A 26,933-nucleotide genomic window follows, 5' to 3' on the forward strand; every position below is an offset into this window, starting at 1 on the left:
CCTCGCAGGCGGGGGAGACGCTCCAGGAGCCTTCAAATGAAAAAAGAGATCGTTCGTTACGGTGCCAGTGAGCGCACCAATCACTGGGCGGTGGCTATACTGTTCTTCATGGCAGGCCTGTCGGGGCTGGCGCTGTTCCATCCAGCGCTGTTCTGGCTGACCAACCTGTTCGGCGGCGGACCGTGGACACGGATTCTTCACCCCTTCATGGGCGTGGCGATGTTCCTGTTCTTCATGGGACTCGTGATCCGCTTCTGGCATCACAATATCCTGGAAAAGCGGGATATGCAGTGGGTCAAGCAGATCGGTGACGTGCTGAACAACCGGGAAGACAAGTTGCCCGAAATCGGCAAGTACAATCCGGGACAGAAAGTGTTGTTCTGGGTACTGCTGGCTTCCATGCTAGTACTGATGCTCAGCGGGATCGTGATCTGGCGTGAGTACTTCAGCCATTTCTTCCCGATTGGTGGTATCCGTCTGGCGGCACTGGCCCATGCGGCTGCAGCGTTCCTGTTGATCCTGTCGATCATTGTGCATATCTATGCCGGTATCTGGATCAAGGGTTCGATTGGTGCCATGCTGCACGGTAAGGTCAGCCTCCTGTGGGCCAAGAAGCATCACTCGCTCTGGTACAAGGACATCACGCGAGACAAGAAGTAAAAGTCCCTTCATGGCCTGTTTCGGCAGGTCATGAGCAGGCGTCAAACGTGTAGCCATGCCTGGCATGGTTGTCGCCGTCACGGACCAGGAGGTCTGTGGCGGCTCCCATTACCGAAGAGGTTTCCTGCGTGTCAGGTCAGATTCTCGAACCGGGGCAGATCGAAGCCTCAGCCGTAACGCCTCCCTTCATCAACCTGCCGCCGAAAAATGCGTTCAGCTACCGTGCCGAGCGTTTGGAAAAGTTGGCGGACGGTAACCCGCTCCGTGATTACTTGCTGCTTGTCAGTGGCATCTGCCGTGCTCAGCAGCAGGTTTTCGACAACCTGGAAAACCTGCCGCTGGAGGCTAAGCGAATCGAGCAAAGTCAGCGTCATGGCTTGCCGCCGCTGAGCTGCGATACGCTGGTCCGCGAAGAGGTGTGGCTGGGTGTGCTGGACGCTTTGCTGAAGGCCTATCAGGCCCCCGAAGGCAATACGGCCGTACAGGAAGCGCTTGAGCAGATTCGTACGGCGGACGCCGGGCAGCGCAAAGTGTGGGCAATTGCCTTGGTCAGCGGGCAGTACGACCAGGTTTCAGCGGCACTGGTGCCTTTCCTGGGCGCAGCGCTACAGGTTGCCTGGACAAATTGGCTGTTTCAGATCGAGACGGACAAGTTTCGTGAATCCAAAAGCCAGACCCATTGCCCAGCCTGTGGCTCGCTTCCGGTAGCCGGTGTGATTCGCCACCGCGGCAAGCTCAATGGTCTTCGCTACCTGAGTTGCTCACTGTGCTCGTGTGAATGGCATTACGTGCGGGTAAAGTGCACCCAGTGCGAAAACAGCAAGGAGTTGGGTTACTTTTCGCTGGAAAACGATGCGGTCCTGGCCGAAAAGGCACCGCTGCGAGCGGAGGCTTGTCCCAGCTGCGAAACCTACCTCAAGCTGCTGTATCTGGAGTATGATACCGAGGCGGAGGCCGTGTCAGCCGATCTGGCCAGCTTGGCGCTAGACATGCGGCTCGATGAGGAAGGTTATCACCGTCAGGCCCCTAATCTGCTGCTGGCTCCCGGCGGCTGATTCCTGATAAACAGAGTCCGCTTCGCTCATAGCGGCGGGCTCTGCCAGCCTTTCTTTTACAGGGCTGAAGTGTTGGTCTTACTACGTGCGTATGCGCGATGCTGCATCCGGTTGTAAACTCCAGGCTCATGTTCTTGTTATGAGGCCTGCATGACAGCCGTCCGTTTGCCTTCTGTTGATCGTCTGTTACGTCATCCCGCTGCGACATCGCTCCTGGACCGCTATGGTCGTGAAGCATTGCTCAAGACCTTTCGCGAGCTGCTCGATGAGCTGCGTGAGCCTTTTCGACAGGGACAGATCAGCGAGGCGGATGTCGATGAGGCCGTTCTGACAGGCCGGGCCGGGGAGCGATTGGCTGTCCGAAACCAGCGTCAGGTCCGACGCGTATTCAACCTGACTGGAACTGTTCTCCATACCAATCTAGGGCGTGCGCTGCTGCCTGAAGAGGCCATCGATGCGATGACCCTGGCTGCTCGCTATCCACTCAATCTTGAGTTTGATCTCAATACCGGCAAGCGCGGTGACCGCGACGACCTGATTGCGGGATTGATCCGTGAGCTGACCGGCGCCGAAGCGGTGACGGTGGTCAACAACAATGCCGCCGCCGTATTGCTTGCCCTTAACAGTCTTGGCGCTCGCAAGGAAGGCATCATTTCGCGTGGCGAGTTGATCGAGATCGGTGGCGCTTTTCGTATTCCGGACATCATGGCGCGCGCCAATGTAAGGCTGATCGAGGTCGGTACGACCAACCGTACCCACGCCAAGGATTACGAGAGCGCCATTACCGAGCGTACCGGGCTGCTCATGCGTGTACATACCAGCAATTATACGGTTCAAGGTTTTACCAGCAGTGTGGCAACTCCCGAACTATCCTCTATTGCTCGCGCCCATGAAGTCCCCTTGCTGGAGGATTTGGGGAGCGGCTCTCTGGTAGACCTCACCCGTTGGGGACTGCCCAAGGAGCCAACCGTCCAGGAAGCGCTACGCGATGGCGCTGACATCGTGACCTTTAGCGGCGATAAGCTGCTCGGTGGTCCGCAGTGTGGAATTATCGTCGGGCATAAGGACCTGATCGCCCGCATCAAGAAAAACCCCCTCAAACGTGCTTTGCGAGTCGACAAGATCACCTTGGCTGCACTTGAGGCAGTGTTGGCGCTTTATCGAGACCCGGATCGTTTGGGTGAAAAGCTGACCAGCCTCAGATTACTCTCCCGTGGCCAGGGGGATATTGATAGTCAGGTTCAGCGGGTAATGCGTCCTTTATCTCAGGCACTGGGCGAGCGTTGGCAGGTAACGAGTGAGCTCACGCTCGGCATGATTGGCAGTGGTACCCAGCCGGTGGCTCGTCTGCCCAGCGCAGCGTTGTGCATGCGGCCGAATAGCTCCAAGCGCCTGCGAGGCCGTGCGCTGCGTCTGCTGGAAGAGGCCTTGCGACAGCTGCCTATCCCCGTGATCGGACGTATCGATGACGATGCGCTTTGGCTTGATCTGCGTCAGCTCGATGACGAGGCTGGCTTTATGGCGCAGCTGGGAGCGCTATCGGTTGGGGAGTGGGACGCATGATCGTTGGAACAGCGGGCCATATCGACCACGGCAAGACGTCCCTCATCCGAGCCCTGACGGGGGTGGAGGGCGATCGTCGCCGTGAGGAAAAGGAGCGAGGCATCACCATTGACCTGGGGTACGTTTACTCGGATCTGGGAAATGGAGAGCTGACCGGGTTTATCGATGTTCCCGGCCACGAGCGGTTTGTTCATAACATGCTGGCCGGGGCCAGCGGAATTGATCTGGTGTTACTGGTCGTGGCTGCCGATGACGGTGTGATGCCACAAACACGCGAACATCTGGCCATTGTTGAATTGCTGGGCATACGCCGCGCCTTGGTCGCCATGACCAAGACGGATCGGGTCGAGGCTGCGCGTGTCGATGCAGTACGGGAAGAAATTGATGCACTGTTGGCAGAAGGCCCGCTTGCCGGGTCTCCAGTATTTCCAGTTTCCAGCCAGACGGGAACGGGTATCGAGGCACTGCGTGCAGCGCTTCTGGATCAGGCTGAACAGGCGCTGGCCCGCAGCGACCAAGGGTATTTCAGGCTTGCAGTCGACCGTGTCTTCAGCGTCTCGGGTGCCGGGGTGGTGGTCACGGGAACGGCTTTCGACGGTCGTGTTGCCGTCGGAGATGAGTTGTTACTGGGCACGCTGGGGCGTCGCGTGCGCGTGCGTGGCCTGCATGCGCAAAATCGAGAGGCCCAGATTGCCCACGCCGGGCAGCGTGTGGCAGTAAACCTGGCGGGTGAGCGGCTCAATGTCGAACAGATCCGGCGAGGCGATTGGCTGCTCGATGCAGCCCTCCACGCGCCGTCTACCCGTGTCGATATTGATTTGCACCTGCTTGGCAGCGAAGGTAAGGCGCTGGCCCACTGGACCCCTGTCCATGTGCATCTGGGCGCCCAGAATCTGACCGGTCGGGTGGCGCTGTTGGAGGATGAGGGTGTATTGACGCCTGGTAGGCGCACACTGGCGCAGCTGGTGCTCAACTCGCCGTTACAGGCTGCTCATGGTGACCATCTGGTGCTGCGGGATCAATCCGCGCAGCGAACCATTGGCGGTGGACGTGTGCTGGATCCTTTCGGGCCTGCCCGCAATCGGCGTACTCCCACACGTCTGGCACAGCTTGAGGCATTGCGTCAGGGCTCCTTTGAGGACGCACTGCCGGAGTTGCTCAAACAGGCGGACAATGGCGTAGCGCCTGCCGTGCTGGAGCGCCAGTTCAATCGACCGAGGGCGCGCTGGCAACTGCCTGAACATGTCATGGAAGTTGCTGCCCGACAGGGTATCCGTCTGTTCGATGCGACCCGCTGGCAGCACTTGCAGTCTACGCTGTTAGAGCGGCTCGGAACCTTTCATGTCGAACAGCCCGATGAGCTAGGGCCTGATCGTGATCGATTACGTCGTTTTGCCTTGCCGCAACTGGAGCGGCCTGTGTTCATTGCGTTGTTGGAAAGCCTGATGGCGTCCAGCCAGATCGAGGCGAGCGGGCCGTGGCTGCACCTGCCGGGCCATCGGGTTCGTCTGACCGAGGCCGAAGAGGCGCTGAAAGAAAAGCTCTGGCCTCTTCTTGAAGCAGGCCGCTTTGATCCCCCCTGGGTACGTGATCTGGCCCGGGAAATTGGTGAGGACGAAGCAGGGGTTCGTCATCTGCTACGCAAGCTGGCACGCCTGGGGCAGCTGCAGCAGATCGTCAAGGATCTCTTCTATCCTGAAAATACGATAAACCATTTGGTACAATTGACGTTGCGTCTTGAGCGCGAAGAGGGGATCATTCGTGCAGCCGCGTTTAGGGATGGTCTGGGGATCGGACGTAAGCGCACAATCCAGATACTCGAATTCTTCGATCGGATCGGTTTGACTCGCCGTATGGGTGATGAACGCAAGATCCGCCCAGACAGCGCACTGGCTGCTCAGGTCGAACAGGCGAGTTGATTGATGGAAGGCAATCGTGCCCGGTGGCGCGGCCGGGCTTCAAACCCGGTTGGGGACGGCAGCCGTTCCCGGGTGAGTTCGACTCTCACTGCCTTCCGCCATTTCTTTTAGACCGAATGTCCTGGCCTGACTTTGCTTTTCTGAATCTTACCTATACTGGATAGGACAAGGCAGCGCGTGACGCCTCCTGTTCTGCTGGCGCCAGGCTGTCAGCCTATGCAGTGGAGGTGATGTATGAAGACGAGAGCCGGCGCGGCCTTTCTTTTTCTGACCTTGTTAGCGGTGTTGCTGGGTGGGTTTGGCCTTGACCCAGCTTCGACTCCATCGATTGAAGCCTCTACAGCCGCTTCGACAGACTGTATGTATGGATATGAGCCCTACGGTTGCGCAGCGCCTATGCAGGTAGGCGGCGACTTTGCCATGCTGGCCCGCATGTAGCGGGTAACGCATTCAGAGACGTTTTCGCAGGTGTATCAGGGCTGTTCGCTGTCCGGAGGAATCGCGTCGCTCATCAATGGATACCGGCAAATAGCCCAAATGTGTATAGAGCAACAGGCCCGGCGTATTGCTGCTGAAACAGGCAGCATGCAGAAAACGCACGCCATGCTGCTGGCAGGCTTGCTGCTCCATCACTCCGATCAGGTGTTGCGCTACGCCCATGCGTCGTGCCCAGGGTGCCACCATTAAATTGCCCAAGTCGCACCGTTCGCCTGGTTGGCAGCGAAAGAAGTTTGCGAATGCAGCCAGACGATTGTTCAGCAATACAACCGTGCTGCCCTGGCGGTTGGCGTAGACCTCTGCCAGTTGGTCTCTTGTTAGTGGCCACTGAGCTGTGGGATAGCTGTAAAACAGCTCTTCACGACTTTGCGGAAAGTGACACACGGCCTGCAAATCATCAAGGGTGGCCGCGCGATGTGTCAGTTTGGTATTCATCAGTGAGGTGGGTACTGCGACAGGATCTTGCCAACGGCTGTCTGGATGGTTGCAGTACGCTGCGCAGGGGTATCAGCTGTCTGGTCAGATGACACCTCGGTGCTGCCACGCCATACCAGTTTTCCGTCCCGGCCATCGAGCAGGTCGATCTGCAGCGTAGTTACCTGATAGGTAAAGGTCTGGGTCTGGGTATAGCCGCCACCCCAAGGGCCCCAGTATCCCCAAGGGCCACCCCAATAAGGATCGGTGCGCATGGTTTGCCCTTGGCGCTCATCCGTGAACAGATAGGCCCGAACCCTCAGGTCTGCCTGTCCGTTCGCTGCGGCAGGGCGTAAGCCGCGCTGATCAAGCTGGCCGCTTACGGCATCCTTGATGCGCTGCTCGGTCAAGTCACTTTTCAGCCGCGGATCTTCAGGCTTGTACGAGACGGCAGGCTGGGCCCAGGTCCAGTTTCGGTAGGCCGCATAGTCACGGGAGGGATCATAGTCCCGGTTGACGGTATTGGTCTCACACGCGGCAAGGGCAAGCGTAAACGCGATAACAAGCAAACGACGGATCATGATCATTCTCCGACCAGGGGCGCTTAAAAGAAACAATAACTACTCATGGGACCAGGCCGTATGCGCTTTATCTTCAATGCGGTGGATACTGCTCCAGCGCGCGACGAGCGGCTTCGCGGATCGCCTGGGCCCGGGCGCTCTGATCATTGCCGCCCCGTTCCTCGGCACTGCCACTCCATATTCTCTTGCGGCTCTGCGAATCGATCAGCTCGATGCTCAGCACCTGAACCTGATAATACCGAGGGCGAGTCTGGCTGTAGCCTGTTCCGCCGTACGTGCCCCAACGATCGTAGCCATACGGATAGCCGCCGCCATAGCCGACACCACCTCCGTAGTAATCGGTATCGTATACGACACGTTGCTCCTGTCTGACCGTTGCGCTCACGTAGAGATCAGGCCGCGTACCGGTTGGCGCAGGTCGGAGCCCGCGCTGATCGAGCTGGGCGCTGATGGCCTCCTGAAGAGTGCTGGTATCCATTGATTGAGAGGAATCACCGCTGGCACGAATGCCCTCGGGTGACCAGGCCCAGCTCCGGTAGTGGCCATAGTCGACTGGGGCTGCTGGATAGCTGCTCGGGTCGATACGTGCCGGAACAGCAGGTGCTGGCGCAGCAAGCTCAGGCAGAGCGCTGGCTATATAGGGATTCTGGCTCTGACAGGCGGTCAGCCCCAGGCTGATAACCACGCAGGCAAACAGGCGACGCATAGATCACTCCTCTAACGCGCCGGGTTGGCAGATCCAGTGCAGATAACGACCAAGCCCGGCAAATGTAGGGTGCCGCCGATGGGCCAATTCCATTTCGATCAGATCGGCTTCGTTGACCTTACCCTGAAATTCGACTGGCATGTAGTCATGAAAAACACGAACGCCACTTCGGGTCACGATCTGCCAGCGACTGCTCATGGCGCGTTCCAGCTCCCGCGGATCAAGTGGCTGTTGAGGTGTTAGGCCCTTGCCTTCGCCCGCATATTCCTGGCGCTTGAGCTTTTTGAAATGGCCTTTGAGCAGGTTCCGGTAGATCAGCGCGTCCCGGTTGTAGAATGCCAGTGAAAGCAGACCATCCGGAGCCGTGAGGCGCGAGAGGACTGGCAGAATCATATGTGGCTCGGCCAGCCATTCCAGTACGGCGTGGCAGATGACCAAGTCAAAGCGAGTCGTGAGCTGCTCGCTCAGTTCCTGCCAGGGCGCCTCGATAAACGTTGCCTCAAGGCCAGCCTCGGCGAAGCGTTGGCGAGCACCCTCCAGCATCGGGGCTGAAGGTTCTGCCAGTGTGACGGAGTGACCCTGTTCAGCCAGCCAGAGCGCCATATGGCCCAGTCCTGCTCCAATATCCAGAACCCGCAGCGAGCGTTCAGGCAGGGCTTCCTTCAGGTCGGCCTGGAGTACCGCCAGCCGGATAGCACCTTTGGCATTGCCATAGATCTTCTCGGCAAAACGGATGGCGCGGTCATCGAAAAAGGTATCGGTCATGGCAGGAAGCGCCGCTCATTATCGGCCAGCTTGGCGCGAGTGATTGTCTCCATGTCGAGTCCGAGTTCTGCGCAGAGTTGCAGCAGATAGAGCACGACGTCTGCAATCTCCTGGCCAGCATGCTCAAGGTGATCAGCCGTTAAATGGCGGGATTCCTCTTCGGTCTTCCACTGGAAGATTTCAGCCAACTCGGCCATCTCAACGCCGGCAGCCATAACTAGGTTTTTCGGGCTGTGATAGCGGCGCCATTGATTGGCATCGCGAATGGCGTGCAGGCGGGCAGTAAGTTCGGAAAGGTCCATGCGGGGCTCCTGATGGCCGCATGGCTGGTTGATAGCTATGCGGCGCTTGTTAAGCGCCGCATTTTTCCATGGACTGACGCGAAAGCGTAGCGGCTTAGCGCGTCATCAGCAGCCAGGGCGTGCCGATCCCCAGCCATGCAGCCAGGAACAGGAAGCCAAAGATGGCACCCAGGCGCCACCACATCGGTCCAGGCAGATAACCGCTGCCGTAGTAAACCGGGCTAGGGCCGGTACCGTAGGGCGTAATGATGCCCATGATGCCGATGGTGGGCAGAAGCAGCAATACGAAGGTATGCATATCGATGCCAGGAATACTGGCGGCAGCGGCCACCATAACCGGTAGCAGAGCCGTGGTGTGCGCGGTAGCACTGGCGAAGAAGTAGTGCAGCAGATAGAAGGCAATCGTGAGCAGGACCATCGCCACGGTGGGATCGAAGTGGCCCAGGTAGTTGGCCATCAGCATACCGAACCATTTCACAAAGCCGACCATGTTCAAGCCGTCTGCGAGAGCTACCAAGGTGGCGAACCAGGCAAAGGTGTTCCAGGCGGCTTTATTACTAAGGATATCGTTCCAGGTCACGATGCCGATAATCAGCATGAGACTGATCACGAGCATACCAACCAGCGCGGGTGAGATAACGGCAGTACCAAAGATCCACATGGCCAGCGCCAGGACGACCAGAATCAGCAGAATGACTTCGTTGCGCGTCAGGCGGCCCATCTTGGCCAGTTCCTCGGCAGCCCATTTGGGCACTACGTCACCGGACTTCAACTCGGGCGGGCACAGCCAGTAGCTCAACAGTGGCAACAGGGCGAGCAGCAGGATGCCGACCGGCGCGGTAGCCATGAACCATTCACCCCAGGTAATGCGAATACCGGTGGAGCTTTCCACCAGGGCAACGGCGAGCAGGTTGGGGGCGATACCTGTCAGAAACAGTGTGCTGGTCACACAGGCCGAGGCAATCGCCACCCACATGAGGTAGGTGCCGATGCGGCGCATGCTGGGATCGTTGGGGTGCGAGTCATACAGCGGTGGCAGGTTACGCAGAATAGGGTAGAGCGTACCGGCGCTGCGTGCGGTATTAGAGGGCGTAAAGGGGGCCAGAACGGTATCCGCCAGCATGATGGCGTAGCCCAGCGTCAGGGTGCGCTTGCCCATGGTTTTAACCAGCCATAAGGCAATACGGCGGCCCAGGCCGGTCTTCTCGTAACCCAGGGCAAACATGAACGCGCCAAAGATCAGCCAGACTGTAGAGTTGGTGAAGCCGGAAACGGCCCAGGTAAAGGCCTTGTCGGCCACCTTGAAGCCCGGCTGTGCCAGTTGCTCTGGCGAGAAGAGGGCCCAGGGCGCCAGGACCGCAGCAACCACCACGCCAATTAGGCCGATGACGGCACCTGGTAAGGGTTCAAAGATTAGACCGATCACACAGCCCAGAAATATTGCGAAGAAATGCCATGCGTGCGGTGCCAGCCCCTCGGGAACCGGCAAGGCTGCAATGACGATCGCCACGATCAATGGCGCCATCAACTTGGCCAGCGATTTCATTTTAACTCCCATGCTTTAAAGAGTTTGCGATCTTAGCGCCTGAATGAGACGGCTCAATCGTTTAATTAAACTAAGCGCTAATTGACTTGATTGTTTTTATTGATTAGCAGTTCAGTGAAATTGAGGCAAACGCAGGCCAACCGACAAAAATGCCGGTGGCCATTAGCGTAGGAGAGAGTAGACGCCAGACTGAAAAGTCTGGCGCTGTCCTGGATCAAAGAAAGTTTTCGGCGTAATGGCAGGCAACCTGACGGTTGTCTACATCACGAAGGGCAGGAACTTCTGTCTTGCAGCGCTCAGTTGCGTAGGGGCAACGGCGGTGGAACACGCAGCCAGGTGGCGGATCCAGTGGATTCGGCAGCTCGCCCTGGATCTTGATGCGTGGCTTGCTGGCGTCCGGTTGCAGGCTTGGCGTGGCTGAAAGCAGCATCTGAGTATATGGATGCAAGGGCTTTTCAAAGAGTGCATCGCGAGGCCCCTTTTCTGCCGTACAGCCCAGATACATCACCATCACGTCATCGGCGATATGACGCACCACCGACAGGTTGTGTGAGATGAAGACGTATGCTGTATGAAACTCCTGCTGCAGATCCATGAACAGGTTAAGCACTTGCGCCTGGATGGAAACGTCCAGCGCCGACGTCGGCTCGTCCGCTACCAGCACCTTGGGGTTGAGCATCATGGCGCGGGCCACAGCAATCCGCTGGCGCTGACCGCCAGAGAACATGTGAGGATAGCGCTGGTAATGCTCGGGACGCAGGCCCACCTGCTGCATCATGGCCTGTACCTTGTCACGACGCTCGCTACGGGACAGGTTTGTATTGATAACCAGCGGCTCCGCCAGTTGGTCGCCGATCTTCTGCCGTGGATTGAGCGAGGCGTAAGGGTTCTGGAACACCATCTGCACATCGCGGCGCAACTGCTTGCGGACTTCTGCACTGGCACCACTGACCTCATGACCGCCAATGTTGAGCGAGCCGGAGGACGGCTCCTCGATCAGCGTCAAGGCACGGGCGAGAGTGGATTTGCCACAGCCCGACTCACCAACGACCGCCAGTGTCTTGCCGGGTACGAGGTCAAACGAGACACCATTCAGGGCGCGTACGGTTGCCTGGCCTTTGAACAGACCTCGGGAAACATGGTAGTGACGTGTCAACGCTCGGGCGGTGAGTACGCTATCCGCTGGTTTGGCAGCGTTGGTATTCAAATCAGGCGCGGCCATGGGCTTCTCCAGGTAGATGACTAGGACGCTGGGACTCCGGCAAAACTTCCGGCCACTGCGCAAGGTTCAGGTTGCGCGGGAAGAAGCAGCGGACCGAGCCGCTAACGCCCTCAAGGGTATAGGGCTCGAGGGCAGGGCGCTCCAGGCAACGTGGCTGTGCGTAAGGGCAGCGCGGCGACAGCAGGCAGCCCTTGGGTCGATCGTAACGGCCGGGAACGATACCAGGCAGCGTGGAGAGCCGTTCGCCAAGGCTATGCTCGGGGATGGCGGCCAGCAGCGCTTCCGTGTAGGGATGTTTGGGTGCCTGAAAGATATCCGGCACAACGCCGGTTTCCACGGCCTGGCCGGCGTACATCACGCAGACCCGCTGGGCCGTTTCAGCCACTACGGCAAGGTCATGGGTGATCAGGATCAGGGCCATGCCTTCATCACGCTGAAGGTTGAGCAGCAGGTCCATGATCTGCGCCTGAATGGTAACGTCCAGCGCTGTGGTTGGTTCGTCGGCAATCAGCAGCTTGGGTTCTGCCGCAATCGCCATGGCGATTGCCACGCGCTGGCTCATGCCGCCGGACAGCTGATGTGGGTAGGCGGAAAGGCGGCTCGCTGCGGCTGGAATCTCCACCCGCTCAAGCAGTTGAAGCGCCCGCTGGCGGGCCTCTCGGCCTCGCAGACCCAGGTGCTGGCGAATGACCTCTTCGATCTGATAACCCACCGTATAACTGGGGTTCAGGGCGGTCATCGGGTCCTGGAAGACCATGGACAGGTCCTTGCCGATCAGCTGACGCCGGGCACGACCCTTGAGCTTGAGCAGATCCTGGCCTGCAAAGCTCAGCCGATTGGCCGTGACCTTACCGGGCGCATCGATCAGGCCCATCACAGACATCATGGTCACGGACTTGCCGGAGCCGGATTCTCCTACAATGGCCAACACTTCGCCCTGGTCGATGGTCAGGTCGAGACCTTCGACGACCGGGATAGCATCTTCACCGCCAAAGCGGACATTCAGATTCTGGATTTCCAGGAGGCTCATGGCTGCTCCTTGATCAATAAGCAGGAATCGATCGGCAACGGGCTGCCGCATCGAGACAACGAAAGAATGATTGGCAAGCCGGTCATGACTGCACCTTCAGGCGAGGGTCGAGGGCGTCACGCAGGCCATCACCCATCAGGTTAATAGCCAGTACGCTCAAAAGAATGGTCAGGCCGGGCAGGGTAACCACCCACCAGGCGCGCTCGATATAGTCACGGGCCGATGCCAGCATGGTGCCCCACTCAGGGGTGGGCGGCTGTACGCCGAGGCCAAGGAAGCCCAGGGCCGCCGCATCCAGAATGGCCGAGGAGAAGCTCAGGGTCGCCTGGACGATCAGAGGTGCCATGCAGTTAGGCAGTACGGTAACGAACATCAGGCGCAGGCGTCCGGCACCTGCCAGTCGAGCAGCCGTTACATAGTCGCGGTTCACTTCACCCATGACGGCGGCGCGGGTCAGGCGCACGTAGGAAGGCAGCGAGACAATGGCAATGGCAATAACGGTGTTGGACAGGCCAGGGCCGAGAATTGCCACGATGGCTACCGCCAGCAGCAGCGATGGCAGGGCCAGCATAATGTCCATCAGGCGCATGATGAAAGGGCCGGCTCGCGTGGGTGAAAAGCCTGCAATCAGCCCGAGCAGAATGCCGGGGATGAGCGAGCAGATTACCGAGGCCAAACCAATCATCAGTGATAGCCGTGCGCCGTGAATCAGGCGGGACAACAGGTCGCGTCCCAGTTCATCAGTGCCCAGCAGGAACTGCGTCGTGCCGCCTTCCAGCCAGGAGGGAGGCGTCAGCAGGAATTCACGGAACTGCTCGCTGGGATCGTGGGGTGCAACCCAAGGGGCGAACAGGGCGCAGATCACGATGATAGTCATGAACAGCAGGCCGCCCAGGGCGCCCTTGTTGTGGGAAAACGCTTTCCAGAACTCCTTGTACGGAGACGGATACAGGGCAACCTGATCTTCGACCTGAGCGCCTTGTGGCAAAGTACGTTCCATAGGGCCTCCTTAGCGCTGATGGCGGATACGGGGGTTGGCAAAGCCGTAGAGAATGTCCACGACAAAGTTCACCAGGATGACAAGGGTGGCGATCAGCAGGATGCCGTTCTGCACGACGGGATAGTCGCGACGGGAAATCGCATCGATCAACCATTTGCCTACACCAGGCCAGGAAAAGATCGTTTCGGTCAGCACGGCGCCAGCGAGCAGGCTGCCCACCTGCAGGCCCAGTACGGTGAGAACCGGGATCAACGCGTTACGCAGTGCGTGGATGAATACGACACGGGCTGGCGACAGGCCTTTGGCACGAGCCGTACGCACGTAATCTTCTCGTAGCACTTCCAGCATGGCGGAGCGCGTCATCCGTGCGATAACTGCCAGGGGAATCGTGCCTAGCACAATAGAGGGCAGAATCAGGTGGTGGAGGGCGTCCATGAACGCGCCTTCTTCATCGGACAACAGGCTGTCGATCAGCATGAAGCCGGTTTTGGGCTCGATGTCGTAAAGCAGATCGATCCGGCCAGACACCGGGGTCCAGCCGAGCTGTACCGAAAAGAACATGATAAGGATGAGGCCCCACCAGAAGATCGGCATGGAAAAGCCCGTCAGGGAAATGCCCATCACACCGTGGTCAAACAATGAACCGCGGCGAAGCGCTGCGATCACTCCGGCCAGAAGGCCCAGCACGGTAGCAAAGATCATGGCGCAGAGAGCCAGTTCTAGGGTGGCCGGAAAGAGGGTGGTGAACTCGTGCCACACATTGTCACGGGTAATCAGCGACTCTCCCAGGTTGCCGTGGGCAAGGTTGCTGAGATAGTCGAAATATTGCTGGTAGAGCGGCTTGTCGAGCCCGAGGCGATGCAGTGCTTCGGCATGCATCTGCGGATCGACGCGGCGCTCGCCCATCATGACCTCTACCGGATCGCCAGGAATCAGGCGAATCAGGGAAAAAGTCAGTAGCGTGACACCGAAAAACGTCGGTATCAGCAAGCCCAGGCGGCGGGCAATAAAACTGAACATGGGGTTGAATACTCCTCATCGGAGGCAGGGAAGCGTGCCCTGCCTGTTTCCGTCTTTTTATTTTGCGTACGTTGTAGCGAAGTTGTTGTTGGCCAAGGGACTCAGGTGATAACCCTCGACATTGCTGCGCATGACGTTGAACAGCTTGGGATAGGCCAGGGGGATCCAGGGCGCATCGTTGTGGAAGATCACTTGAGCCTGCTTGTAGAGCTCGGCTCGCTCATTTTCATCCTGGCTGGTACGGGCCTTGTCCAACAGGGCGTTAAACTCCTTGTTGCACCAGCGTGCACTGTTTTCGCCTGACTTTGCGGCATCACATGACAAGTTAGGCGTCAGGAAGTTATCCGGATCGCCGTTGTCACCTGCCCAGCCAAAGAAGAGCAGATCGTGCTCGCCTTGCTTGGCCCGGCGAATCAGCTCACCCCACTCCAGATTGCGGATGTCCAGTTGTACGCCGACCTTGGCCAGGTCGGCCTGAAGCATTTGAGCACCCAGCGCGGGGTTGGGGTTGGTCGGGCCGCCGCCTGAACGTGTAAACACGGTCAGCTTGAGGCCTTTCTCCATGCCGGCCTCTTTCAGCAGTGCCCGCGCCTTTTCAGGGTCGTAGGGCCAGTCCTGAATATCACGGTTATACCCTAGAAGGGTAGAGGGATACGGATTGACGGCAGGCACAGCGTTGCCTTCACCAAACAAGGCCTTGATGTAGGCGTTCTTGTCAAAGGCCAGATTCAGGGCCTGACGGATACGCACATCGTTCAGCGGTTTATGCTCGGTGTTCATGGCAACATAGGCAATTAGCAGTGCTTCGCCTTCAGCCAGCTTAAGGTTCGGGTCCTTGCGGATGGCTGGAATATCGTCCGGTTTAGGATAAACGCCTACCTGACATTCACCAGCTCTCACGCGCTGCAGGCGTACATTGCTATCGAGGGTGATGGCAAGGACCAAGCCATCAGCTGGAGGTTTGCCTTCGAAATACTCGGGGTTGGCCTTGAAACGTACCTGAGCATCCTTGGTATAGCGCGAGAAAATGAACGGACCGGTACCGACCGGCTTGAAGTTGAGCTGATCAAACTGTCCGGCTTTTTCCAGTTGAGCGGCATATTCAGCCGAATAGATCGATGCAAAGCCCATCGCCATGTCCCGCAGGAAAGGTGCTTCCGGACGATTGAGCACGAAGCGGATCATGTAGTCGTCGACCTTATCGATCGACTTGATCAGATTTTGCAGTCCCATGGCCTCAAAATAGGGGAAGCCATGCTGCGCCTTGTCGTGCCAGGTATGCTTGGCATCGTATTGGCGCATGAAGCTCCACATCACGTCGTCGGCATTGAATTCACGTGTGGGCTTGAAGTAATCGGTTGTCTGAAACTTCACCCCTTTACGCAGGTGGAAGGTGTAGGTCATGCCGTCTTCGCTGACGTCCCAACGCTCTGCCAAACCAGGCTCGATGTCGGTAGTGCCGGGCTTGAAGTCTACGAGGCGGTCGAATAGGGTCTCAGCTGAGGCGTCAGCCGTCGTGGCTGCGGTGTACTGAGCGATGTCGAAGCCTTCGGGACTGGCCTCCGTACATACCACCAGAGGTTTGGCTTGAGCCAGAGTGGCGGCGCCAAGCAGACTCACGGCAAGCGCGATTCGTGTTAATGCATGCATAAGGATGCTCCTAGGTCTGTAACCGGTCTACGGCATAGAGCGAGCCTCGATCAGCCTGATCGGGCTCGTCTTCTTTTTGGGAAAAGCGCTTAATCCAGGCGCACAGTTGAAAAATCGTTTTTACCCAGAGGGCTCATGACAAAGCCGCTGACGTTGCTGCGTGTCACAACGTTCCTCACAGGCTGTGAGGTGGGAATCCAGGGGATTTCGTTGTGAAAGATCTCCTGGGCCTTGCGGTAGAGCTCAGCGCGCTTGTCCAGATTACTGGTACGGCGAGCCTGCTCTACCAGCGAGTCGAACTCGGCATTGCACCAGCGTGCACGGTTCTCGCCGTTTTTGGCTGCCGAGCAGGTGAGGTTGGGTGACATGAAATTGTCCGGATCGGCATTGTCGCTGACCCAGCTCATGCTGAGGATATCGTGTTCACCCTGCTTGCCACGACGAACAAATTCGCCCCATTCATACTGGCGAATATTGACCTTGATACCGATCTTGGCCATGTCTCCCTGAAACAGCTGGGCGACTCGCAAGGTATTTCCCGAGGGGCCTGACCCGGTAGAACTCATATAGGTCAGCTCTAGCCCGTTGGGGTAGCCCGCTTCGGCCAAGAGCTGCCTGGCCTTTTCCAGGTCATACGGCCAGGGTTTGATATCGGTGTTATAGCCCAGCATGGCAGGGGGATAGGGACCCCAGACCGGCTTGGCTGCGCCTTCACCGTACAGGGCCTTGATCGTACCCTCCTGATCGGTTGCCATGGCAATGGCCTGACGGACGCGTACATCGCTGAGTGGCTTGTGCGTTACGTTCAGTGCATTGAAGCCTATGGTCAGCTCCTCGACGCTCAGCACTTTCAGATGGGGGTCTTTTCTTAACGCCGGAACGTCTGACGGCTTGGGGGTCAGTGAAATCTGGCATTCGCCTCGCTTCAGACGCTGCAGGCGCACGCTGGAGTCCAGTGTGATGGCTTGTACCAGATCGACAGCTGGCGCACCGTCCCAATAGTTGGAGTTGGCCTTGTAGCGCACCTGCGAGTCGCGGCTGTAGCGCTCGAAAACAAAAGGTCCCGTACCTACCGGTTTGAACCCCAGATCATCAGTTTTTCCGCTCTTGAGCAGCTGATCAGCATATTCAGCTGAGAGAATTGAGGTAAAACCCATGGCCAGATCAGCCAGGAAGGGCGATTCTTCATGTTGAAGAACAAAGCGCACCGTATGGTCGTCGACCTTTTCAATATGGTCGATGATCTTGCTCATCTCCATCGAGTCGGAGAAGGGGAAGCCTTTGCTGGCTAATTCGTGCCAGGGGTGCTTGGGATCGATCTGACGCTCGAAGCTCCAGATTACATCATCGGCCGTCAGCTCACGGGTAGGCTTGAAGTAGCTGGTGCTATGAAATTTCACACCCTTGCGCAGGTAAAACGTGTACTGGAGACCATCCGGGCTGATGTCCCACCGCTCGGCCAGTGACGGCTGAAGCTCCGTCGTGCCGGGTTTGAACTCCACCAGCCGGTTATAAAGAGGCTCATCTGCCGCATCGGCTGTATAACGCGAGGAGTGAACCGCCGGATCGAATGTCTCCGGACTGGCCTCGGTACATGCCACCAGCGTTTTGGCTTGTGCCTGTACAGCCGTTGCCAACGCAACCGCCAACAGACAGGTATTCAGCCTGAATGCAGCTTTCATCTTTCGTTAGGCTCCATGGTGAGGCGGTAACAGTCGGGTTGCGACTGTAACCGCTTGCAATCCCGTCGATGGGTATCGGCGGAAGGTGTCCTTGCCGGGGTCCGCTGGCATCGCTCGGGTAAAGCGTCGCACCAGAGGAAATCCGGCAAACCGGCTGCCTGCGTGCTGATCGAGCACGTCGCCGGCGGCAATACAGGACAGCCTGCCTCTCATCGGGCAAGGCTGACGCCATAGAACGCGCTAAGCCCGAAGGGGCTGATCTTGAAGTCCTGGACTTCTTTGCGCATGGGTTGATAAACGATGGAATGGGCGATCGGTGTAATCGGTACGGCGTCCTTCAGCACGTGCTGCGCCTGCTTGTACAAGCGAATACGCTCCTCTCGATCATTGCTGATCTTGGCCTGTTTGATCAGCTTGTCATAGGCCGGATCGCACCATTTGGAGTAGTTGCTGCCGTTGACGGCATCGCAGCTGTACAAAACGCCCAGCCAGTTATCCGGATCGCCATTGTCTCCGGTCCAGCCGTAGATCATTACATCATGTTCACCTTGACGGGCACGCTTGATGTATTCGCCCCACTCATACGTAACGATGTTGGCCTTGATGCCGATCCTGGCCCAGTCCGCCTGTACCATCTGTGCAGACAGACGGGCGTTGGGGTTGGAGGCGCGAACAACCGGCATGGCCCACAGGTTGAGTTGTGTGCCTTGCTTGATACCGGCCTTCTTGAGGAGCGCCTTGGCCTTTTCCGGATCGTAGGGGGCATCCTTGATCGTGTCGTCATAGGACCACTGCGCCTGTGGCATGGGGTTGGTGGCGAGCTTTCCATTACCCTGGTAGACGGCATCGATGATGGCCTTCTTGTTGATGGCCATGTCCAATGCCTGACGGACTTCGAGCTTGTCCAGCGGCGGATGCTGAACGTTGTAGGCGAAATAGCCCAGGTTGAAACCGGGTTGCTGAAGCACCTTCAGGTTGGGGTCTTTCCTGACCTCGGCAATATCTGCCGGACGTGGATAACCACTGATCTGGCACTCACCCGCCTTGAGTTTTTGCAGGCGAGTAGCGGCGTCCGTCGTAATGGCAAAGATCAGGTTGTCGAGTTTGACGTCCTCGGGCTTCCAGTAATCCTTGTTGCCCTTGTAACGAATGACCGCGTCCTTCTGGTAGCGACTGAATACAAAAGGTCCGGTACCAATCGGGTATTGGTTGATATCGGCCGCTTTGCCCTGCTTGAGCAAATGGTCGGCATATTCGGCTGACTGGATGGAGGCAAAGCTCATGGCCAGGTCCGAGGCAAAGGCGGCATCGGTCTGATTCAGCGTAAAGACAACGGTGTAATCGTCTCGCTTTTCGATCTTGGCGATGTTCTTGTCCAGGCCCATGTCGCTGAAGTAGGGGAATTCACTCGGGTAGGCCTTACGGAACGGGTGCTCCTTATCGAGCATACGCTGAAACGTGAACACGACATCGTCGGCATTGAATTCACGTGTCGGCTTGAAGTAGTCGGTCGTATGAAACGTCACGCCCTTGCGCAGATGAAAGGTATAAACCTTGCCGTCTGGAGAAATCTCCCACTTTTCGGCCAGCCCCGGTGTCAGGGTAGTGCCGCCACGCTCGAATTGAACCAGGCGATTGAATACCGTCTCGGCAGACGCATCGAACTCGGTTCCGGAGGTGTACTGAGCAGGGTCGAAACCGGCCGGGCTGGCTTCGGAGCAATACACGAGATTGCTCGCCGCCTGGGCGAGCGGAGCGGCTGCAAGCAGGCTTGCAGTAAGAAAGGAGAGGGCGAAGGACGTACGCATGGATGAATTCCCGTCAGTCAAGTAAAGCGGAGCGTTCGGGGTTTTACCCTACGAACGCTCCGCCGCCAATCACTTGCTGACGCTTACGCCATAGAACTCGTTCAATCCAAAGGGACTGATCTTGAAGTCCTGGACTTCCTTGCGCATTGGCTGGAATACCGTCGAGTGCGCGATCGGCGTAATCGGAACCTGTTGTTTCAGGATCTGCTGAGCCTGCATATACAGCTTGGTCCGCTCGTCCATATCGGTGGTGCGCTTGGCGGCCTTGATCAGCTTGTCGTATTCCGGCTGGCACCAGCGAGAGTAGTTGTTACCGCCGATGGCATCGCAACCGTACAGGGTGCCCAGCCAGTTGTCCGGGTCACCATTGTCGCCGGACCAGCCGATCAGCAGGGTGTCATGTTCACCGGCCTTGGCGCGCTTGTTGTACTCGCCCCATTCATAGCTGACGATCTTGGCCTTGATGCCCACCTTAGCCCAATCCTGCTGGATCATCTCGGCCATCTGACGTGCATTCGGGTTGTAGGGACGCTGAACAGGCATGGCCCAGAGAGTGATTTCCGTTCCTTCCTTCACGCCAGCCTGCTTGAGGAGCGCCTTGGCTTTTTCCGGGTCGAAGGGGGCATCCTTGATGCTGTTGTCATAGGACCACTGGGTCGGCGGCATACCGTTGACCGCCATCTGGCCAGCGCCCTGGTAGATCGCGTCGATGATGGCCTTCTTGTTGATAGCCATGTCCAGCGCCTGGCGGACTTCGAGCTTGTCCAGTGGTGGATGCTGAACGTTGTACGCCAGATAACCATCGTTGAAGCCGGGCTGTGAAGGCACCTTCAGGTTGGGATCGTTCTTGAGCCCTTCCAGGTCGGCCGGGCGTGGGTAAACGGTAATCTGGCATTCGCCGGCTTTGAGCTTTTGCATGCGGACCGAGGCGTCGGAACTGATCGAGAAGATCAGGTTGTCCACCTTGGCACCTTCTTCCGGATCCCAATAATCCTTGTTGGCCTTGAAACGAATGACCGCATCTTTCTGGTAGCGGCTGAAGACGAATGGGCCTGTTCCGACAGGCTTCTGGTTGATGTCACTGGGCCGACCGGACTTGAGGAGCTGGTTGGCGTACTCCGAAGACTGGATCACAGCGAATGGCATGGCCAAGTTCTGAATGAACGCCGCGTCGACCTCTTTCAGGGTCATGCGTACCGTGTAGTCGTCCACCTTTTCAAGTTTGGTGATGTTTTCATCGAGGCCCATGTCAGTGAAATAGGGGAACTCGGTAGGGTAGGCCTTACGGAACGCACTGTTCTTGTCCAGCATGCGCTCGAAAGTGAATACCACATCGTCTGCGTTGAATTCGCGGGTCGGCTTGAAGTATTCCGTAGTATGGAATTTCACGCCCTTGCGCAAATGAAAGGTGTAGGTCCTGCCGTCTTCGCTGACATCCCAGCTGCTTGCAAGCCCGGGCTGCACTTTGGTGCCGCCGCGTTCGAACTCGCTCAGGCCATTGAACATGGTTTCAGCAGAGGCATCGAAGTCCGTTCCGGTGGTGTACTGTGCAGGATCGAAGCCTGCCGGGCTGCCCTCAGAGCAAAAAACCAGGTTACTGGCTGCCTGAGCAAATGGGGTTCCGGCCAATAAACCAGCCGCAATGAGAGATGAAAGTAACTTCTTATGCATGCAGACCTCGGTTGGCTGATGTCGACTCAGGCGATGGATACGTCTGGGTCATACAGAAACAGTTGAGACTTTTTGGGTCATTGGGCGGACGCTATGCAGGAGATATGCCTGTAATAGGATGACTGACGAGTCAGCGGCAGGTTGTGGAGTAACGCTGAATGTTTGTGTCGCAAAAATATAAAAATAGGCGAGCTAGAGCGGAAAAATGAAACTGTTCCTACGGTAACAGCACCAAATTGTGTTACCGCAGGTGTGTTTTGCACCAAATTGGAGCGATGCAAGCGGGGTCTTTGCTTTAATTTAGGGCGTCTGCACTTCAATGACACCATCGGCCGTGATAGACACTGCGCTAGTACCTGCTTCGATATCCTGGCTGGGTGCGCTTTCAGCGTAAGCCATAGTCTTCATTCTCATCATGGGCATAGGGCCGGTAGTGTTGTTGGTTATCAGGTTGAGATTCACAAGCTTGTAACCGGAACCGCCCAGGGCATCGGTTGCTAGTTGAGCACGTGCCTTGAAGGCGTTGACGGCCTCCTTGAGCAGGGCATCTTCACTTTTCTTGCGCGTCTCGTCAGCAACAGTAAAGGTCATGCCGCCCATTTTGAGGGTACCCAACAGGTCGGCTGTCAGGCGGGAAAGGCTGGCAAAGTCACTGCTCTGCAAGTGAAGCTCACCACGCTCGCGCCAGGCGGTAATGGTCTGGCGTTTATCGTCATACAGCGGAAAACTGTTGCGCCCTCCCTGACTGATCTCGACGCCATTGACCTTGCGCGCAGCCTCGACCCCTTCGTTGAGCGCCTTGGTGATGTCCGCCGCCAGTTTGGCAGGGTCATTACCTTGCTGTTCGGTATAAAGCGTTACCTGCATGCGGTCTCGCGGAACATCCTGGCTGACTTCTGCGCGCAGGCTGATCTGGTTGTAACGAGGCTCCTCGGCCTGTGCTGCATGGGAAACACTGATCAGTGCACCCGCTGCCATGATCGATGCCATCCCTCTGGACAAATGTTTAGTCAAGGCAGGTGAGGTGGCGAGACGGGAAAAGACAGGCATCATGGACTCCTTTCGTTCATTAACAGTGACTTCCGTTCTATCCTATGGGTTTGTGCGGCGCTATGTCGCGCCTTGCGGACAGAAATGGGCCAGAGCCACCGTTATACTCGCCGCCCCTGGATAAATACATGTTTGAATCTCCTGTGCAGTGGTTATCCGCTAGTCGTCAAAACTTGGGTCGTCTTGTTCTCATTCGCGTACTGGTGCTGGCTGCCCAAGCCGGTTCGGTAGGGGCTGCCTGGCTCTCCGATATCGTCGAGCTACCATGGCTGGCTATCAGCGCCACATTAGGTCTGTCCGCGCTACTCTGTGGCATCACTGCGCTGCGCCTGAGTCGAGACTGGCCTGTAACCGAGCAGGAGTATGCGGCGCATCTTGCCTTCGACCTGCTTATCCACAGCGTGCTGCTCTACTATGCCGGAGGGGCAACCAATCCCTTCGTGTCCTACTACCTGGTGCCGCTGACCATTGCGGCGGCAACCCTGCCTTGGCTCTACACGTTGCTGCTGGCGGGCCTTGCCTTGGTCAGCTTCACGTTCATGCTGATCTGGTTCCGGCCACTGCAACTTCTGATCAACCCAGGTGGCGAGATTCTGAGTTACGGCATGTGGCTGAGCTTTGCGCTATCGGCGGCACTGATCACCTTTTTCGTCGCCAAAATGGCTGAAGCGCTCCGCCACCAAGAGCTGCTGCAGGCCCAGCGCCGTGAGCAGGGGATGCGCGATCAGCAGCTGCTGGCGGTGGCCACGCAGGCCGCTGGCGCTGCCCATGAGCTGGGTACGCCATTGTCGACCATGAGCGTACTGCTCAAGGAGCTCCGCCAGGAGTACACCGATAAGGCTGAGCTGCAGGAAGACCTGTCGCTTCTACAGGATCAGGTTCAGCTCTGTAAGGAAACCCTGCAGCAGCTGGTGCGCGCCGCTGAAGCGGATCGCCGTCAAACTATTCATGAGCAAACGGCACTGGAGTGGCTGGAAGCCGTACTGAGTCGCTGGCATCTGATGCGGCCCGAGGTCAGTTACCGCTTTGAATGTCCAAGCGTAGGCGCAGCGCCTCGTTTGATTCCACCCACGGATCTGACTCAGGCGCTTCTTAACCTGCTGAACAATGCTGCTGATGCCTGTCCGGATAATCTGCTGGTAACCCTGTCGTGGAATGCCGCGGAAATATGCCTGTCCATCAGAGATCGTGGCCCGGGTGTACCGCTGGCCATTGCCGAGCAGATCGGTAAACCGTTCTTTACGACCAAGGGTAAAGGCTTTGGTCTAGGGTTATTCTTGAGTCAGGCGAGTGTGACCCGTGTCGGTGGTACAGTGAAGCTGTATAACCATGAAGAAGGCGGCACGCTGACCGAGCTGCGTCTGCCACGTCAGTATCCATTGGTCTGAACTGCTGTCGCGAGGATTACAATGAGCGAAAACATTCAACATGACGATGAGCAGCCCCATCTGCTGCTGGTCGACGACGATGCCACTTTTACCCGCGTCCTGGCACGGGCCATGGATCGTCGCGGGCTGCGCGTATCGGTCGCGGGCTCGGCAGAAGAGGGCTACGAGCTGGCCAAGCAGGATCTACCGGATTACGCCGTGCTGGATCTCAAAATGGAAGGCGATTCCGGCCTTGTCCTGTTGCCCAAGCTGCTTGAGCTGCATCCCGACATGCGCGTCGTGATTCTTACCGGTTATTCCAGCATTGCCACGGCGGTCGAAGCGATCAAGCGTGGTGCTACGAATTATCTGTGCAAGCCTGCCGACGCAGATGATGTGTTGACCGCGCTACTTTCCCAGCATGCCGATGTGGACAGTCTGGTGCCGGAAAACCCGATGTCGGTTGATCGGTTGCAGTGGGAGCATATTCAGCGAGTCTTGAACGAGCACGACGGCAATATTTCGGCAACGGCACGTGCACTTGGAATGCACCGTCGTACTTTGCAGCGCAAGTTGCAGAAGCGTCCGGTTCGCCGCTGATCAGCTGATCCCCTTCCGGCTGGAAGGGGATTGATAAAAATGAACAGAAATCTTTTGTTACGTTTGGTGTGACAGAAACCATTCAGCTTGGCTGCCCTATGATGGCCTTTGGTTACGTTATTACGTGCTTGCCGAGCTGGAGCGATGAGAGAAAAAGAGACTCCCGTACCGCCTGTGTATGGTTCGACCAAAGGCCATTTCCTGTCCCGCGTTTGGGCATTGACGATACCCTATTGGCGCAGTGAAGAAAGAAAGAAAGCCTGGCTGTTGCTGGTTGCTGTGATAGTCCTTTCGCTGGCGGGTGTCGGCTTGTCAGTGGTATTCAATACTTGGAACCGGTATTTCTACGATGCCCTGCAAAATCATGATCTAAAGTCCTTTACGCGTCTTATTTTGTATTTTTGCGGCTTGGCGGCCCTGTTCATTCTGCTGGCCGTATACCGGCTTTACCTGACCCAGATGCTTACCATCCGGTGGCGACGCTGGCTGACCGAGCAGCATTTCTCGCTATGGCTTAGGCACCGCAACTATTACCACTTGGAGCAGAAGGGGGGCGCAGACAACCCGGACCAGCGTATTGCCGAAGATCTGAACAGCTTTACGGACATGACGCTCTCCCTGGGGTTGGGATTCATCCGCACCATCGTCAGCCTGATTTCCTTTTCTGTCATCCTGATCACTATGTCAGGCAGTATCGAGCTGTTTGGCATCACCGTTCCTCATTACATGTTCTGGGCTGCAGTACTGTATGCCGCCATCGGCACCGTTCTGACGCATTACATTGGTCGACGGTTGATTGGCCTTAGCAATCAGCAGCAGCGCTATGAAGCGGATCTGCGTTTTGGGTTGATTCGTGTCCGGGAGAATGCCGAGAGCATTGCACTCTATAACGGCGAGCAGAACGAGCAGCAACGGCTCCAGGAACGATTCGGGCACGTCTGGGGCAACTTTTGGATGCTGATGCGCTATCAGAAGCGTCTGACCTTCTTTACCTCCGGCTACTCGCAGATTGCCGTCATCATTGGCGCCGTACTTTCGGCACCGCGCTATTTCAGTGGCAAGATCCAGCTTGGCGACATGATGCAGATCAGCGACTCGTTCAGTAATGTTCAAGGCAGCTTGAGCTGGTTCATTGACGCATACCTGCAATTGGCGAACTGGCGTGCTGTAACTGATCGTATCCTGAGTTTTCGCGATACCATGCACAGGCATGAGGCTCAGGCTTCCGCCATTACGCTGGAGCGCGGCGAGGATGCATTGGTATTCGACAGGCTCCAGGTTTCGCTGGCCAACCAGACGCACTCACTGATCGACCCTATTAGCGGCCGCATTGAGTCAGGCGAGCATGTGCTTATCAGCGGTCCCTCAGGGGGTGGCAAAAGCACCCTGCTACGGGTTATCGCAGGGCTGTGGCCCTATGGTAGCGGGACAGTAAGTCTTCCGATTGGTCGATGCCTATTTCTGCCGCAACGACCTTACCTGCCTATTGGAACATTAAGGGCTGCGTTGAATTATCCTGGGGAAGTTCAGCATGCGCCAAGGCGCCTCGAGAGCGTGCTAAGGCAATGCCGTCTGGCGCATCTGGTTTCTGTCATGGACGAGGCTAACCATTGGGAACGGCGCCTCTCTCCTGGAGAGCAACAGCGCCTGGCCATTGCTCGGGCTATCCTGTACCAACCGCACTGGCTGTTTCTGGATGAAGCGACTTCTGCCCTGGATGAGCGTGATCAAACCGCCATGTACACCTTGTTACGAGAGCACTTACCCGATACAACACTGGTGAGTGTAGGGCATCGAAGCAGTCTGCAACGCTTCCATCAGCGGATCTTGCGCCTGGAGGAGGGCATTCTCAAGGACGTTACTGTCTATGAAAGTGCCCAACTTTAGATTAATAGGGTCATCCTACAACGCGGTTACGCTATTATGGTTCATATTTCCAAGACGCCCTGAATGAACCCTTATGCAAAACAGTAACGTGACTCCTCGCCCACGTAAAAAGTCTCGCAGTCTGGCCGAAAACGTTGTCGAGGTCATGAAGGCTCGTATTCGTGACGGCGACCTGAAACCCGGCGACAAGCTGCCGACCGAGTCGGCCATCATGCAGGAGCAGGGCGTCAGCCGAACGGTGGTTCGTGAGGCGATCTCGCGCCTGCAGGCTGCAGGGCATGTCGAAACGCGCCACGGGATCGGTACGTTTGTGCTTGAGCGGCCTGCCGAAGGGCCTCTGTTCATCGATCCGGCTACCATCACAACCTTGCGTGATGTGTTGGCAATGCTTGAGTTGCGAATCAGTCTGGAAGTTGAGGCTGCCGGCCTGGCGGCGCAGCGCCGAAATGACGAGCAGCTTCAGGAGATGCGTCGTCTGCTGGATCAAATGAAGGCGCGCACCGAGCAGCCTGCCGAGGCTGTCAGTTTCGATCTGCAGTTTCATTTGCAGATCGCCATGTCCACGGGCAATCGCTATTTCAGCGACATCATGACCTACCTCAGTAGCGTTCTGATCCCCCGCACCCGTCTCAACTCGGCTTATCTGGCTCACGATGATCAGCAGCGCTATCAGCTGCGCCTGGATGGCGAGCATGAAGACATCTACAACGCTATCGCTCGGCAGGACACTGATGCGGCACGTGCAGCGATGCGCCTGCATCTAACCAACAGTCGCGAGCGACTACGTCGAGCCAATGAAGAGGTAGGAACAGGCCAGAATTCACGCTGATTAAAAAATCTGTGTAAGGGGAGTTGTACCCTGGAATCTATACTTGTACGATGACTGACAACGGGCGATATCCCGTCTCATCAACTTCTGTATGCCGTCAGGCCAGGG

Annotated in this window: 24 protein-coding genes and 1 tRNA gene; 10 read left to right on the forward strand and 15 right to left on the reverse strand. The window is 57.3% G+C overall.

Translation table 11 applies throughout. The annotated features are described in order from the left end of the window. The first annotated feature begins 36 nt into the window (after positions 1-36). The 6 genes from PLU01S_RS06535 (at position 37) to PLU01S_RS06560 (ending at position 5,635) form a co-directional block, all read left to right on the forward strand. Positions 37-660 carry a formate dehydrogenase subunit gamma gene (locus PLU01S_RS06535; protein ID WP_010797237.1) on the forward strand — a complete coding sequence of 208 codons (624 nt, stop codon included), beginning with the start codon at positions 37-39 and terminating at the stop codon, positions 658-660. Between the two features lie 128 nt (positions 661-788). Then, complete coding sequence (fdhE, locus tag PLU01S_RS06540; protein WP_074823450.1) at positions 789-1,715, forward strand: formate dehydrogenase accessory protein FdhE; 927 nt, start codon at positions 789-791, stop codon at positions 1,713-1,715. 150 nt (positions 1,716-1,865) lie between these two features. Next, positions 1,866-3,278: an L-seryl-tRNA(Sec) selenium transferase gene (gene selA, locus PLU01S_RS06545; protein WP_074822729.1), complete on the forward strand. Its 1,413-nt coding sequence runs from the start codon at positions 1,866-1,868 to the stop codon at positions 3,276-3,278. Next, a complete protein-coding gene (gene selB, locus PLU01S_RS06550) occupies positions 3,275-5,197 on the forward strand; it encodes a selenocysteine-specific translation elongation factor (RefSeq protein ID WP_074822726.1) in 1,923 nt (640 codons plus the stop codon). Before selA ends, selB begins: the two co-directional genes overlap by 4 nt. Before the next feature lie 5 nt (positions 5,198-5,202). Further along, a tRNA-Sec gene (locus PLU01S_RS06555) sits at positions 5,203-5,298 on the forward strand. Positions 5,299-5,431: 133 nt separating this feature from the next. Further along, entirely contained in the window at positions 5,432-5,635 is a 204-nt protein-coding gene (locus tag PLU01S_RS06560; protein WP_074822724.1) for a hypothetical protein, read from the forward strand. A 12-nt stretch (positions 5,636-5,647) separates the two neighbouring features. Here PLU01S_RS06560 and PLU01S_RS06565 read toward each other — a convergent pair whose 3' ends face one another. The 15 genes from PLU01S_RS06565 to PLU01S_RS06635 form a co-directional block, all read right to left on the reverse strand. Further along, positions 5,648-6,130 carry a GNAT family N-acetyltransferase gene (locus PLU01S_RS06565; RefSeq protein WP_074822722.1) on the reverse strand — a complete coding sequence of 161 codons (483 nt, stop codon included), beginning with the start codon at positions 6,128-6,130 and terminating at the stop codon, positions 5,648-5,650. Then, complete coding sequence (locus PLU01S_RS06570) at positions 6,130-6,690, reverse strand: DUF4136 domain-containing protein (RefSeq protein WP_074822719.1); 561 nt, start codon at positions 6,688-6,690, stop codon at positions 6,130-6,132. Before PLU01S_RS06570 ends, PLU01S_RS06565 begins: the two co-directional genes overlap by 1 nt. 73 nt (positions 6,691-6,763) lie before the next feature. Continuing rightward, entirely contained in the window at positions 6,764-7,396 is a 633-nt protein-coding gene (locus PLU01S_RS06575) for a DUF4136 domain-containing protein (RefSeq protein ID WP_074822716.1), read from the reverse strand. 3 nt (positions 7,397-7,399) lie between these two features. Continuing rightward, entirely contained in the window at positions 7,400-8,161 is a 762-nt protein-coding gene (locus PLU01S_RS06580) for a methyltransferase domain-containing protein (RefSeq protein ID WP_074822713.1), read from the reverse strand. After that, on the reverse strand, positions 8,158-8,463 hold the full coding sequence (locus tag PLU01S_RS06585) for a nucleotide pyrophosphohydrolase (protein ID WP_019366870.1): 306 nt from the start codon (positions 8,461-8,463) through the stop codon (positions 8,158-8,160). Before PLU01S_RS06585 ends, PLU01S_RS06580 begins: the two co-directional genes overlap by 4 nt. A 94-nt stretch (positions 8,464-8,557) precedes the next feature. Beyond that, complete coding sequence (locus tag PLU01S_RS06590; protein WP_074822706.1) at positions 8,558-10,009, reverse strand: anion permease; 1,452 nt, start codon at positions 10,007-10,009, stop codon at positions 8,558-8,560. A 214-nt stretch (positions 10,010-10,223) separates the two neighbouring features. After that, positions 10,224-11,231, reverse strand: coding sequence for a peptide ABC transporter ATP-binding protein (locus PLU01S_RS06595; protein ID WP_010797248.1), 1,008 nt, complete (start codon positions 11,229-11,231; stop codon positions 10,224-10,226). Next, entirely contained in the window at positions 11,218-12,261 is a 1,044-nt protein-coding gene (locus PLU01S_RS06600) for an ABC transporter ATP-binding protein (RefSeq protein WP_074822701.1), read from the reverse strand. The genes PLU01S_RS06595 and PLU01S_RS06600 overlap by 14 nt, the downstream gene beginning before the upstream one ends. A gap of 82 nt (positions 12,262-12,343) precedes the next feature. Then, complete coding sequence (locus PLU01S_RS06605) at positions 12,344-13,261, reverse strand: ABC transporter permease subunit (RefSeq protein ID WP_074822698.1); 918 nt, start codon at positions 13,259-13,261, stop codon at positions 12,344-12,346. A 9-nt stretch (positions 13,262-13,270) separates the two neighbouring features. Next, positions 13,271-14,281, reverse strand: coding sequence for an ABC transporter permease subunit (locus PLU01S_RS06610; protein WP_010797251.1), 1,011 nt, complete (start codon positions 14,279-14,281; stop codon positions 13,271-13,273). A gap of 57 nt (positions 14,282-14,338) precedes the next feature. Then, positions 14,339-15,931, reverse strand: a complete 1,593-nt coding sequence (locus PLU01S_RS06615) for an ABC transporter substrate-binding protein (RefSeq protein ID WP_074822695.1) — start codon at positions 15,929-15,931, stop codon at positions 14,339-14,341. A gap of 89 nt (positions 15,932-16,020) precedes the next feature. Then, complete coding sequence (locus tag PLU01S_RS06620) at positions 16,021-17,613, reverse strand: ABC transporter substrate-binding protein (RefSeq protein ID WP_074822691.1); 1,593 nt, start codon at positions 17,611-17,613, stop codon at positions 16,021-16,023. A 209-nt stretch (positions 17,614-17,822) separates the two neighbouring features. Beyond that, positions 17,823-19,421: an ABC transporter substrate-binding protein gene (locus PLU01S_RS06625; RefSeq protein WP_074822688.1), complete on the reverse strand. Its 1,599-nt coding sequence runs from the start codon at positions 19,419-19,421 to the stop codon at positions 17,823-17,825. A gap of 69 nt (positions 19,422-19,490) precedes the next feature. Then, positions 19,491-21,092 carry an ABC transporter substrate-binding protein gene (locus PLU01S_RS06630; protein WP_074822685.1) on the reverse strand — a complete coding sequence of 534 codons (1,602 nt, stop codon included), beginning with the start codon at positions 21,090-21,092 and terminating at the stop codon, positions 19,491-19,493. A gap of 300 nt (positions 21,093-21,392) precedes the next feature. Further along, entirely contained in the window at positions 21,393-22,142 is a 750-nt protein-coding gene (locus PLU01S_RS06635) for an SIMPL domain-containing protein (protein ID WP_139208699.1), read from the reverse strand. A gap of 128 nt (positions 22,143-22,270) precedes the next feature. On the opposite strand from PLU01S_RS06635, the gene PLU01S_RS06640 reads away from it, so the two are divergent. The 4 genes from PLU01S_RS06640 (at position 22,271) to PLU01S_RS06655 (ending at position 26,825) form a co-directional block, all read left to right on the forward strand. Beyond that, positions 22,271-23,530 (forward strand): ATP-binding protein, encoded by a 1,260-nt coding sequence (locus PLU01S_RS06640; protein ID WP_074822681.1) that lies wholly within the window; start codon positions 22,271-22,273, stop codon positions 23,528-23,530. A gap of 21 nt (positions 23,531-23,551) precedes the next feature. Continuing rightward, positions 23,552-24,109: a response regulator transcription factor gene (locus PLU01S_RS06645; RefSeq protein WP_010797258.1), complete on the forward strand. Its 558-nt coding sequence runs from the start codon at positions 23,552-23,554 to the stop codon at positions 24,107-24,109. 144 nt (positions 24,110-24,253) lie between these two features. Next, positions 24,254-25,996 (forward strand): ABC transporter ATP-binding protein/permease, encoded by a 1,743-nt coding sequence (locus tag PLU01S_RS06650; protein WP_074822678.1) that lies wholly within the window; start codon positions 24,254-24,256, stop codon positions 25,994-25,996. A 73-nt stretch (positions 25,997-26,069) separates the two neighbouring features. Further along, positions 26,070-26,825: a FadR/GntR family transcriptional regulator gene (locus tag PLU01S_RS06655; RefSeq protein ID WP_010797260.1), complete on the forward strand. Its 756-nt coding sequence runs from the start codon at positions 26,070-26,072 to the stop codon at positions 26,823-26,825. The last annotated feature ends 108 nt before the right edge of the window (positions 26,826-26,933 follow it).

This window comes from Pseudomonas luteola NBRC 103146 (assembly GCF_002091675.1).
In the GTDB taxonomy this organism is placed as follows: domain Bacteria; phylum Pseudomonadota; class Gammaproteobacteria; order Pseudomonadales; family Pseudomonadaceae; genus Chryseomonas; species Chryseomonas luteola.